Here is a 12,285-nt window from a genome sequence, read left to right on the forward strand (position 1 = left end):
TGATGCCCTCGGGCGTGGCCTCCTTGGACAGGACGGCACCGTCGGGAAGGTCCGGGTGCCGGGCCCAGAGGTACATGCCGGCCCCGGGCTCATGGAAAAGCTCAAACCCCAGGCTGGTCAGGTTCTTTTCGGTCTTGCGGTGCGCGGCGGCCAGCTTCTCGCGAAGCGACTTGAGGTGCTTGCGCCAGCGGCCGTCGGTGACCACCCCGAAAGTCAGCCGTTCGGCGATATCGGACGAGGTAAGGCCCGAAATCATCTTGAGCTGTGCCAGGTCCTCGATCAACTCGCCTCGTGCCAGCAGGTAGCCCACGCGCAGATTGGGAGAAATGGTCTTGGAATAGCTGCCGATATAGACCACGCGCTGCAGCTGGTCCAGGCTGGCCAGCGTGGACCGCGAGACCGGGTCCATGTCGGCATAAATATCGTTCTCCACGAGCGTGAATCCGTGCGTCTCGGCCAATTGCAGCAAGCGGTGCAAATGGGCCGCCGAAGCAATCGAGCAGGTCGGGCTTTGCAGGCGGGGCTGCGTGAAGAAGGCCTTGGGCTTGTGCACGGCCAGCAGCGCCTCCAGCGCGGCCAGGTCATAGCCTGTGGGGGTGCGCGGCACACCAACAAGGTTGGCRCCCAGGAAACGCAGCATGAACATCAGGTTGGGATAGCCTGGGCTGTCCACCAGCACGGTGTCGCCCGGCTTGACCAGTTGCCGGGCCACCAGGTCCAGCGCCTGGCTGGAGCCTTGTGTCAGCAGCACCTGGTCGACCTCGACCGATATCTGATTTTCGGCCAGCGCCTCCGTAATGACCATGCGCAGGGCCATATGCCCGTAAGGCAGGCCATAGCCTTCGAGCGAAGAGCCGTCTGCCGACAGGTGCCGCATGCTGCGGCGAATCGCATCTCCAAACAGGAAATCGTGCGGCAGCCAGCCGCAACCGGGTTTCATCGGCAGGTTGCGGTTTTCAAAAATCTGCTTGAGGTACCAGCGCGCGTCAAATTTCGGCTGCGGGGGCTGTGCGTATGGCACGCCCGACGCACCATCATCGCCCCTGCGCTTGACGAAAAACCCGGCATTGGCCCGGGAAACGAGCCATCCCTGGGCTACAAGCCGGTCATAAGCCTCTACCACCGTAAAAACGCTGACACCGTGCTGGGCGGCAAAACCGCGGATCGAAGGCAGCTTGRCGCCCGGTTTCAGCGCTTGCCCGGCAATCATGCCCCGCAGGCCGTCGACGATCTGGCTCACCAGGGGGGTCTGCAGTTCCGGGCGAAGTGTGAGCATCAAAAAACCAAAAAGGGCAGATTGTGCATCGCAATGCCCATGCACCGGGTTGGGGAATCCATGTACAGGATTCTAGACCCGCACAGTGTGTTGAAAACAGCGCGGCGGTGTACATGGACGGCCCTTGTCCCGGCTTCTAAAGTCCATCCATCTCCTTCCCCCAACCAGAAATCCTTCACCATGCAGCCAAACCAGACCTCCAGCAACGCCGCCCTGATGGCGCGCCGCCAAGCCGCCGTGACGCGCGGCGTAGGCCAGGCCCACKAGATTTTTGTCAGCCGGGCCAAAAACGCCGAACTGTGGGACGTTGAAGGCCGCCGCTATATCGACTTCGCCGGTGGCATCGCCGTCCTCAACACCGGCCACCTGCATACCGAAGTCATTGCCGCCGTCAAGGCCCAGCTCGACCTCTACACGCACACCTGCTTTCAGGTGGTCGCTTATGAGCCCTACGTTGAACTGGCCGAGAAGCTCAACGCCCTGGCACCCGGCAATTTCGCCAAAAAGACCCTGCTGCTGACCACCGGCGCCGAAGCGGTTGAGAACGCGGTCAAGGTGGCGCGTTCCTATACCAAGCGCCCCGGCATCATCGCCTTCACGGGCGGCTACCACGGCCGGACGAACATGACACTGGGCATGACCGGCAAGGTGGCGCCCTACCAGCTGGGGTTCGGCCCCTTTCCCGGCGAAGTGTTCCACGCCGAATACCCCAATGCGCTGCACGGCGTGAGCATCGACCAGGCACTGCATTCGGTGGAACAGATTCTCAAAAATGACGTTGAGCCCGAGCGCGTGGCTGCATTCATCATTGAGCCGGTGCAGGGTGAAGGGGGCTTCTATATTGCCCCGCCCGAATTCATCAGCCGCCTGAAGGCGCTGGCCGACCGGCACGGCATCCTGCTGATCGCCGACGAAGTCCAGACCGGCGCCGGCCGCACAGGCACCTGGTATGCCAGCGAGCAGTGGCCGGTGGCACCCGATTTGATCGCGATCGCAAAATCCATGGCGGGCGGCTTCCCGATCTCGGGCCTGGTCGGCCGCGCCGAGGTCATGGATGCGCCCGGCCCCGGCGGCCTGGGCGGCACCTACGCGGGCAGCCCCATTGGTTGCGCGGCAGCGCTGGCCGTGCTCAAGGCCTTTGAGAAAGAAAAACTCCTGGCGCGCAGCAAAACGCTGGGCGCCCACTTGATCAAGGGCTTGCAGGCCATTGCAAAAAAGGAGCCCWCTATCGGCGACGTGCGAGGCCTTGGCGCCATGGTGGCCATAGAGCTCTCCGAAAACGGGGACCCTGCCCGCCCCGATGCGGCGCTGACCAAACGCGTGGTGACCGAAGCCGCCCGGCGCGGATTGATATTGCTCTCATGCGGCACCTACGGTAATGTGATCAGGATTCTGGTTCCCCTCACGGCCGAAGACGCCTTGCTGGACGAAGGCCTGCAAATCCTGGCAGACAGCTTCCCCGCATCACGTTGACCTACGTGGCCCCGTTCAGGAAAAACGATGACTGATAACGATGTGCTTGTGCGCTTTTCAGGCGTGCAGAAAACCTACGACGGCGAGCAACTGGTCGTGCAACAGCTCGACCTCGACATTCATCGCGGGGAATTCCTGAGCCTGCTCGGCCCTTCCGGTTCGGGAAAAACCACTACGCTGATGATGCTGGCCGGCTTTGAATCACCGACTGCCGGGGAAATTTTCCTCAACGGTTCGCAGATCACCGGCACACCACCGCACAAGCGCAACTTCGGCATGGTGTTCCAGAACTACGCCCTCTTCCCGCACCTCACGGTGGGCCAGAACGTGGCCTATCCACTCACCGTACGCAAGGTGTCAAAGGCCGACCAGACCAGCCGCGTGCAGCGCGCGCTCGACATGGTTCGCCTGTCCGGCATGTCGGACCGCCTGCCCGGACAACTCTCGGGCGGCCAGCAGCAGCGCGTTGCCCTGGCACGGGCCTTGGTGTTCGAGCCCCAGCTGGTGCTGATGGACGAACCGCTGGGCGCGCTCGACAAGCAGCTGCGCGAGCACATGCAGATTGAGCTGAAGGAGCTGCACAAGCAGCTGGGCGTCACGTTTGTCTATGTCACGCACGACCAGGGGGAAGCACTGACCATGAGCGACCGGGTGGCGGTTTTCAACGACGGCGCGATCCAGCAGCTGGCGCCCGTAGAGGCACTGTATGAGACCCCCTCCAACCGCTTTGTGGCCGGTTTCGTCGGAGACAGCACGGTACTCAAAGGCAAGGCAAAGTCCACGGGCATCGAACTACTGGATGGCCACGTTCTGGGCGGCACCAACGTGAATCAGGCCGTTGCCAGCGCGCAGGTCGAGGCCTATATCCGGCCCGAGCGCATTGTGCTGCACCGCCAGGCGCCGGCTTCACCTGACGGTGTGTTGCCAGCCCGCGTGGCTCGCATCATCTATTTCGGCGACCACCTGCGGCTGCTGTGCGACATCGGCGCCGGCCAGCCGGAAGCGACGGTCAAGCTGCCCCTCACGCTCCTGAACGGCCTGGCGCCACCGCAACCCGGCGAAGCCGTGTACCTCGAATTTCCGGCTGCATTCACGCGAATCTACGCGGCCTGACGGCTCTACCCCCTTGAAACTTTCGACGTTCACTTTGACCTTTATCAACCACCGAGGAAATAGCACCATGAAGAAAAACATCATCGCCCTCGCCATGGCTTCGTGCCTGGCCCTGCCTGCACTTGCACAGCAGCAGATCACCGTCGTCAACTTCGGTGGCGCCAACGCCAATGCGCAAAAAAAGGCCTACTACGAGCCCTTCGAAAAAACAGGCACCAAGGTCGTTGCCGTGGAATACAACGGCGAGCAGGCCAAGATCAAGGCCATGGTCGAGACGAAAAAAGTCACCTGGGATGTGGTTGAAGTCGAAGCGCCTGATGTACAGCGCGGGTGTGACGAAGGCTTGTTTGAAAAAATTGACTTCAGCAAGATCGGCCCGAAGGCAGACTTCCTGCCCGCAGCGGTCAAGGAATGCGGCGTGGGTGTTTTTGTGTGGTCCACCGTGATGGCCTGGAACGCRGACAAGGTCAAGACCGCGCCCATGAGCTGGGCCGATTTCTGGGACGTCAAGAAAATTCCGGGCAAGCGCGGCATGCGCAAGGGCGCCCGCTACAACCTGGAATTTGCGCTCCTGGCTGACGGCGTCAAGCCTGCCGACGTCTACAAAGTCCTGGCCACCAAGGACGGGGCTGACCGCGCATTCCGCAAACTGACAGAACTCAAGCCCAGCATCCAGTGGTGGGAAGCCGGCGCCCAGCCTGCACAGTTTCTCGTGGCTGGGGACGTTGCCCTGAGCACGGTTTACAACGGCCGCATCGACGCTGCCAACCGCGAAGGCCGCAACCTGAAGATTTACTGGCCCGGCGGCATCTACGACCTGGACTACTGGGTCATTCCCAAAGGCGCGCCCAACAAAGACGCGTCGATGAAATTCATCGCCTTTGCCAGCCAGCCAGCCACCCAGGCCGTCTACGCCCAGAACATTGCCTACGGCCCCGTCAACAACCAGGCCCTGGCCAAGCTCGACAAGAAGGTGCTGGACGATCTGCCGACGTCGCCGGCCAACGCCAAAGAGGCGATCCAGATGAATGTTGGTTTCTGGGCCGACCAGGGCGAGGCGCTTGAAAAACGCTTTGCCGCCTGGGCCACGCAATAAACCGGCGGAACAAGCACGCCATGAGCAGCATCACCAGCCAGGGCGCCCTTCAGGGCAATGACGCAGTCACATTGCGTGCGGCGCTGTCGCGCGCAGACGCTCGTCGAAAATGGCGCGCGTTTGCGCTCACCGTGCCCTTGCTGGTTTTTTTGCTGCTGACCTTGCTGGTTCCGATTGCGGCCTTGCTGCAACGCGCCGTTGAAAACCCGGAAGTGGCAGCGGCGCTTCCCCGGACGGGGAAAAGCCTCAAGGACTGGAACGCCCAGACACCCCCTGGCCCGGCAAGCTACGCGGCGCTGGTGGAAGACCTGGGCCGTCTTTCTGACAGTTCGGATGCCGGCGCCCTGGCGCGCCGCCTCAACTCCGAAGTGCCGGGTGCGCGCTCCCTTGTCATGGGGACCTACCGCGCGCTGCCCATTACGGGCTCGCCTGAAGAAATACAGGCCAGGTTGCTGCAGCTTGATCCGCGCTGGGCAGAGCCCCTGTTTTGGCAAGCCATCGCCAAAAACAGTTCCCGCTGGACGCCCGACTATCTGCTGGCATCGGTGGACCTGCGGCGGGGCAGCAAAGGCGAGGTGGAACGCATGCCGCCGGACCAGCGCGCTTTCGGCGCCATTTTGCTGCGAACTTTCCAGATCAGTTTTCTGGTCACGGTGTTTTGCCTGGCGCTGGGTTACCCCCTGGCCTGGTGGCTGGCCTCATTGCCGGCGCGCAAGGCCAACCTCTTGATGATCCTGGTACTGGTGCCGTTCTGRACATCCATTCTTGTACGCGTCGCGGCCTGGATCGTGCTGCTGCAATCAGAAGGGCTGGTCAATCGCGGGCTGATGGGTATCGGCCTCATAGACAGCCCCCTGGCGCTGCTGTTCAACCGCGCAGGCGTGGTGATTGCCATGGTGCACATCCTGCTGCCTTTCATGATCCTGCCGCTTTACAGCGTGATGAAGAATGTGCCGGCAACCTACGTGCGGGCTGCCGTGTCCCTGGGTAGCGCACCCCTGTCTGCCTTCTTTCGGGTGTATGTGCCGCAGACCTATCCCGKCATCAGCGCAGGCGCGTTGCTGGTGTTCATCCTGTCGATCGGCTATTACGTCACCCCCGCCCTGCTCGGTGGTGCGGATGACCAGATGCTGAGCTACTACATCGCTCGCTACACCAACGTCGAAGTCAATTGGGGCATGGCCTGTGCGCTGGGTGCGGTGTTGCTGACGGCCACCATGGTTCTTTACAGCGTTTACCGGCGCATCGGCAAGGCCGAACTCAGCATTGGTTGACATCCTTCTTTTCAGACCCAGACGCCAATCACCATGTTCAAAATAAAAGGGCCCGCCTTTCCCCGCTATGCCACCCTTGCCGACAAGGCCGGCTGGTGGCTGGTGCGCGCCGCTTGCGTCGCCATTCTGGTTTTCCTGCTGGCACCCATCCTGGTCATGGTGCCGCTGTCTTTTTCCGACAGCTCTTTTCTGAGCTATCCCATCCCGGGCTGGTCGCTGAAGTGGTACCGCAACCTGCTGGATTCGCCGGAATGGGCCAGGGCCGCCAAAAACAGTTTCATTGTGGCGCCCGCTGCAACACTGATCGCCACCGCACTGGGCACTTTGGCAGCTGTCGGACTCTCCAGAACCAACTTCCGGTTCAAAAGCCTTCTGATGGGCATCCTCATCGCGCCCATGGTGGTCMCCATCGTCGTCGTCGGCGTAGCCACTTACCTGTATTTCGCTCCGCTGGGCCTTGCCGACAGCTACGTCGGGCTGATCGTGGTGCACGCCGCGCTGGGTGCGCCCTTTGTGCTGACCACCGTGCTTGCAACGCTTGCGGGCTTTAACCACAACCTGGTGCGCGCGTCACTCAGCCTTGGCGAGACCCCGTTACGGACGTTTTTCAGGATCACCCTGCCTGTCATCGCACCGGGTGTCATCTCGGGTGCGCTGTTTGCATTTGCCACCTCGTTTGATGAAGTGGTGGTCACGCTGTTTCTGGCGGGCGCGGACCAGGCCACGCTGCCGAGGCAGATGTTTACCGGGATCCGTGAAAACATCTCGCCGACGATCGCCGCTGTTGCCACACTGCTGATCCTGTTCACCACGGCACTTTTGCTGTTCCTCGAGTGGTTACGCGGGCGCAGGGGCTGACAGGGCACCTGCGATGCCAGGCCCTTGCAGGACCGCCAACTGCGGGTGACGGCCTCCGCCCCTCACCACCACCGGGGAACGAGCGGCCCCAAAGCACCCCTGCCCGAAAGCAGTCAAAATCAGTCCCATTGCCCGGATACCCGCAACCACATTCCACCTTTTCAGGACATCTCCATGGACATGAAAACCTCCCCCATTTCCCTGCTCAAAGACCCCAGCATTTTCAAGACCGACGCCCTGATCAATGGCCAGTGGGTCGCCGGTTCATCCCGCTTTGATGTCAATGACCCGGCCACCGGCCTGAAGCTGGCCGATGTGGCCAACCTGGGCCCCCAGGACGCCGAGGCCGCCATTGCCGCCGCCAACGCAGCCTGGCCCGCATGGCGCAGCAAAACCGGCAAGGAGCGCCACGCCATCCTGCTCAGGTGGTACCAGCTGCTGATGGCCAACCAGGAAGACCTGGGCCGCATCATGACGGCCGAGCAAGGCAAGCCCTTTGCCGAGGCCAAGGGCGAAATCGCCTACGGTGCGAGTTTTGTCGAGTGGTTTGCCGAAGAAGCCAAGCGCGTCAATGGTGAGACCCTGCCGCAGTTCGACAACAACCGCCGCCTGATGGTCATCAAGCAGCCGATCGGCGTGTGCGCGGCCATCACACCCTGGAACTTCCCGCTGGCCATGATCACACGCAAGGTGGCTCCGGCTCTCGCCGCTGGCTGCCCCGTGGTTATCAAGCCGGCCGAACTCACACCGCTCACGGCCCTGGCCGCCGCCGAGCTGGCCATTCGCGCCGGCATCCCGGCCGGCGTGCTCAACGTGCTGACAGCCGACAGCGCCAACAGCATTGCCGTGGGCAAGGTGTTCTGCGCGAGCGACGTGGTGCGCCACATCAGCTTTACCGGCTCCACCGAAGTCGGCCGCATCCTGATGGCGCAAAGCGCGCCCTCCATCAAGAAGCTGGCGCTGGAACTGGGCGGCAACGCCCCTTTCATCGTGTTCGACGACGCCGACGTGGATTCGGCCGTTGAAGGTGCCATGGCCAGCAAATACCGCAATGCCGGGCAGACCTGCGTCTGCGCCAACCGCATTTATGTGCAGGACGGCGTGTACGACCAGTTCGTTGAAAAGTTCGCTGCCAAGGTCAAGCTGCTGAAGGTGGGCAATGGCTTTGAGGACGGCGTGGTGCAAGGCCCGCTGATCGAGGACGCCGCTGTGGACAAGGTGCAGCGCCATGTGGATGACGCGATGGCCAAGGGCGGCAAACTGCTCGCTGGCGGCCACAAGATCAAGGGCCAGTTCTTTGAGCCGACCGTGATTTCCGAGGCCACCGCCGACATGCTTTGCGCGAGGGAAGAAACCTTCGGCCCTTTCGCGCCAGTCTTCCGCTTTCAGAAAGAGCAGGAGGCGATTGACGCGGCCAACAACACCGAGTTCGGCCTTGCCAGCTATTTCTACAGCCGCGACATCGGCCGAATCTACCGCGTGGCCGAGGCACTCGAATACGGCATGGTCGGTATCAATGCCGGCGTCATCGCTACTGAGCATGTGCCTTTTGGCGGKGTCAAGCAGTCCGGCCTGGGCCGCGAGGGCTCCAGCCACGGCATGGAGGAATACCTTGAAATGAAATACCTGTGTCTCGGGGACATCCAGCGCTGAGCTGAACCACCACACATTCGCAACCGCCCTGTTACCTGAAGGATCCATGCGCCTGCTGCTTGTGGAAGATGAAGCCGAGATGGCTGCATGGCTGCTACGTGCCTTCAAGCAAAGCGGCTTTGTGCCCGACCACGCGCCGGATGCCGCTACCGCGGAGTCGCTGCTGGCCGGCAATGACTACGACGCGGTGGTGCTCGACCTGCGGCTGCCTGACAAACACGGGCTGGCCCTGCTGGCCGACGTTCGCAAGGTCGGCAACCGCACCCCGGTGCTGGTGCTGACCGCGCAAGGCTCCTTGCAGGACCGGGTCAGGGGACTGAACGTCGGGGCCGACGACTTCCTGACCAAGCCTTTTGCCATTGAAGAGCTCGAAGCGCGGCTCACGGCGCTGGTGCGGCGCAGCCGGGGCCGCGCCCACGCGCCGCTGCAGTGCGGCTCCCTGTCATGCCCCCATGACAGCCGTGCCTTCACCCTGGCCGGGTCACTGCTGCAGCTCACGCCGCGTGAAAGCGCCGCCCTGTCGGTCCTGCTGGCGCGCAGCGGCTCCCCCGTGGAAAAGTCGCAGCTCTCGGGCAAGGTGTTCCCGGCCGACAGCAACGCGGGGCCCGATGYCATCGAGCTGGTGCTGCACCGGCTGCGCCGAAAGCTCGAAGGCGGCGATGTGCGCATCGTCACCGTGCGCGGCCTGGGCTACATGCTTGAGGCCTGTCAGACTTGACGCGACACCAGACCGCATGAAAACACTGCGCACGGATCCGGACCGCTTCGGCATCCGTGCGCGCCTGCTGACGCTGCTGCTTCCGGCTATCCTGGGCTTGCTGGCCCTGGACAGCTGGAACGACTACAGCGCCCTGCGCAACCAGGTACAAGACGCCTATGACCAGGCCATGCTGGAGTCCGTGCATGTGCTGCGCGGCAGCCTGTCGGTGGGGCCCGACGGCTTGCTGCACCTGAACGCGCCACTTGCGGTACAGGCGGTGGTTGATGCCGCCGGCCCGCTGCAAAAGTACCTGCATATCGGGTTGACGCCGCAAGGGATGGCCTCTACAGGGGAGGTGACTTTGCTGGGTGCAACCGACCTGCCCGCACCGCCTGCGCAACTGGCCTTGGCACCCTCTTCCAGCGCCTTCCCCGTGATCTGGTACGACAGCCGCTACCGGGACCATGCGGTGCGCGTGGTGGCGCTTCAAAGCAAAGTACTCGACGACCGTGGCCAGGCTTTTGACCTGCTGATCCAGGTGGCCGAAAGCACCGAGCCGCGCGACCGGGCACAGGCGGCCACTTTGCGGCAGGAACTGATACGTGATGCACGCATGCTGCTGGTGGTGATTGTGCTGGTCTGGCTGGGTGTGACCTGGTCTCTGCGGCCACTGGAGCGCCTGCGGAAAACCGTGCTGCAGAACAAAGGACGCGATCTCAATCCGCTGGACACCACCAATGTGCCGCATGAAGTGGCACCGCTGGTCGACGCCGTCAATCAGCACCTGGCCAGCTATCGCGAGCTGCTGGAACAGCAGTCGCAGTTCCTGGCCGATGCCTCGCACCAGTTGCGTACACCGCTGGCCATCATGCTGACCCAGGCAGGCGTGGCGCTGCGCGAAAAGGATCCTGAGCAGCTTCACACGACCTTGCGTGCCATGGTCGTGCAGATTTCGCGCAGCAGGCGCCTGTGCGAGCAATTGCTGTCGCTGGCCCATGCGAGCGACGAGGCACTATCCGAAGACGCGCCCGTCATCGTGGACCTCAACAGCATCGCGCGGGACGTGGTGCTGCAGTACCTGACGCTGGCCCATGAGAAAAACCAGGATCTGGGCCTGGACGCGGCTGAAGATGCTCCCCTGCCMGATGCGCTGCACAAAAGCCCTGCAGTTCCGGTACTGGCTCGCGGCGCCGAACTGCACGAAGCGCTGTCCAACCTGGTGCATAACGCCATTGTCTACACCCAGCCGGGTGGGCACATCACCGTGAAGGTGAGCACCGATGATGGCGCGGCGCTCGCCGAGGTGCGCGATGACGGCCCAGGCATCGCCAGAGCGCGACACGCAGAAGTTTTTGAACGCTTTCATTCTGCCGGTTCGACGGAAAAAGGCGCACGCGGTGCCGGGCTCGGCATGGCCATTGCACGCGCCTATGCCAGGCGCAACGGTGGCGACATCGAGCTGGCCGATGCAGGCTCCGGCTCAGGCCTGCGCGCCATCCTGCGGCTGCCGCTCGCATCGGATCCACAGGGTTGAACGCACACGGCTGAGCAGTAGCCGGCAGCGCTGCAGGTCCATCGGCCCTGTTAGTGATAACACGTATTTTGAGTTCGTCTGCGTAAAACGAAAGCCGATTGGAAGCCTCGCTTCCTAACATCCGCTCCACCCCTGCCGCCCCCAGACGGCTGTAACTTGTGCACCAGCCAAGGCAGGGCCACCACGAAGGAGACACGGATGAATCACCCCCCATTTGTGACAACGCCCACAGCGGCGCAGCCATGGAGCGAACCCCGATGAACATGAAGAACCGCAACTTCGTGCGGGGCCTCTGCCTCATGGCGATCGCCCTGCTCTTCGGCGGGGTGTCGCTGAACTACACAGTTGGCGAATTAAGCCGGTCCGGACCGGGCATGTTCCCCCTGATCGTGAGCTCCCTGCTGTTTCTGATTGGCGTGCTTTCGGTGGTGCGCTCGCACTTCTATGACCCCGTGCCCCTGGACTACGGCGTCAAAAATATCGCCCTCATTTTGCTGAGCCTCGTCGGGTTTGCAGTGATCTCCCACTACCTCAACATGATCCTGGCCATCGTATTTCTGGTGTTTTGTTCCACGCTTGCGGGTACTTCGTATTCCGTGGTGCGCAACATCAAGATCTCGGTGGGCCTGATCCTGGTTGCCTTTGCCTTCAAAAACTTTCTCGGCCTTAGCCTGCCCCTCTACTGATGGACATCCTGCATAACCTCTCGCTGGGTTTCGAGCATGCGCTGACCTGGCAAAACCTGCTTTATTGCGCTCTTGGCTGCACGGTGGGAACACTCATCGGACTGTTGCCCGGACTGGGTCCTTTGTCGACCATCAGCCTGCTGCTGCCCCTGACCTATTCCATTCCCACCGGCGGCGCGCTCATCATGCTGGCCGGCATTTACTACGGGGCCCAATATGGCGACAGCGTGAGCGCCATCACAATGAAGATCCCGCATGCCAGCAGCATCGTCGCCTGTATAGACGGCTACCAGATGACGCTCAAGGGGAAGACCGGCCTGGCCCTCTTTACCGCGGGCATATCCAGCTTCATTGGCGGCACCGTGGCCATTGTGGTGCTTTCGACCCTGGCGCAACCGCTGGGCGAGGTGGGCTTCCTGTTTGGGCCGGCTGACTATTGCGCACTCATGCTGCTGGGGTTTTTCTGCGTGAGCTTTGTCAGCAGCGGCAGCCTGCTTAACGGTCTGGCCATGGCCATGGTCGGGGTGCTGCTCGGCATGGTCGGCACCGACGTCAACAGCGGTGTGGCGCGCTACACCATGAATCTGCCCTTCCTGATGGACGGCATAGGCCTGATCAGCAT

General features: G+C 62.5%; 11 protein-coding genes. 10 read left to right on the forward strand and 1 reads right to left on the reverse strand.

Annotated elements, in window-relative coordinates; all coding sequences use genetic code 11:
* Positions 1-1,276, reverse strand: a 1,276-nt coding sequence (locus tag AC1D0Z_RS10885; protein WP_477658263.1) for an aminotransferase-like domain-containing protein, incomplete at its 3' end; no start/stop codon positions are given.
* A 180-nt stretch (positions 1,277-1,456) separates the two neighbouring features.
* On the opposite strand from AC1D0Z_RS10885, the gene gabT reads away from it, so the two are divergent.
* From gabT to AC1D0Z_RS10935, 10 genes are all read left to right on the forward strand, one after another.
* On the forward strand, positions 1,457-2,749 hold the full coding sequence (gabT, locus tag AC1D0Z_RS10890; RefSeq protein ID WP_477658264.1) for a 4-aminobutyrate--2-oxoglutarate transaminase: 1,293 nt from the start codon (positions 1,457-1,459) through the stop codon (positions 2,747-2,749).
* 27 nt (positions 2,750-2,776) lie between these two features.
* Positions 2,777-3,862: an ABC transporter ATP-binding protein gene (locus AC1D0Z_RS10895; RefSeq protein WP_477658265.1), complete on the forward strand. Its 1,086-nt coding sequence runs from the start codon at positions 2,777-2,779 to the stop codon at positions 3,860-3,862.
* A gap of 67 nt (positions 3,863-3,929) precedes the next feature.
* Positions 3,930-4,958, forward strand: a complete 1,029-nt coding sequence (locus tag AC1D0Z_RS10900) for an ABC transporter substrate-binding protein (protein ID WP_477658266.1) — start codon at positions 3,930-3,932, stop codon at positions 4,956-4,958.
* A gap of 20 nt (positions 4,959-4,978) precedes the next feature.
* Positions 4,979-6,232 (forward strand): ABC transporter permease, encoded by a 1,254-nt coding sequence (locus AC1D0Z_RS10905; RefSeq protein ID WP_477658267.1) that lies wholly within the window; start codon positions 4,979-4,981, stop codon positions 6,230-6,232.
* Positions 6,233-6,265: 33 nt separating this feature from the next.
* Positions 6,266-7,090 (forward strand): ABC transporter permease, encoded by an 825-nt coding sequence (locus AC1D0Z_RS10910; RefSeq protein WP_477658268.1) that lies wholly within the window; start codon positions 6,266-6,268, stop codon positions 7,088-7,090.
* Between the two features lie 174 nt (positions 7,091-7,264).
* Positions 7,265-8,743 carry an NAD-dependent succinate-semialdehyde dehydrogenase gene (locus tag AC1D0Z_RS10915; protein ID WP_477658269.1) on the forward strand — a complete coding sequence of 493 codons (1,479 nt, stop codon included), beginning with the start codon at positions 7,265-7,267 and terminating at the stop codon, positions 8,741-8,743.
* 46 nt (positions 8,744-8,789) lie between these two features.
* On the forward strand, positions 8,790-9,461 hold the full coding sequence (locus tag AC1D0Z_RS10920; RefSeq protein ID WP_477658270.1) for a response regulator: 672 nt from the start codon (positions 8,790-8,792) through the stop codon (positions 9,459-9,461).
* A 16-nt stretch (positions 9,462-9,477) separates the two neighbouring features.
* The gene (locus AC1D0Z_RS10925) at positions 9,478-10,977 is read left to right on the forward strand and encodes a sensor histidine kinase (RefSeq protein ID WP_477658271.1); all 1,500 of its coding nucleotides are present in this window, start codon (positions 9,478-9,480) and stop codon (positions 10,975-10,977) included.
* Positions 10,978-11,240: 263 nt separating this feature from the next.
* A complete protein-coding gene (locus tag AC1D0Z_RS10930; RefSeq protein ID WP_477658273.1) occupies positions 11,241-11,663 on the forward strand; it encodes a tripartite tricarboxylate transporter TctB family protein in 423 nt (140 codons plus the stop codon).
* On the forward strand, positions 11,663-12,285 hold a 623-nt coding region (locus AC1D0Z_RS10935; protein ID WP_477658272.1), incomplete at its 3' end, for a tripartite tricarboxylate transporter permease. The genes AC1D0Z_RS10930 and AC1D0Z_RS10935, both read left to right, overlap by 1 nt.

This window comes from Polaromonas sp. P1_E3, assembly GCF_056405935.1.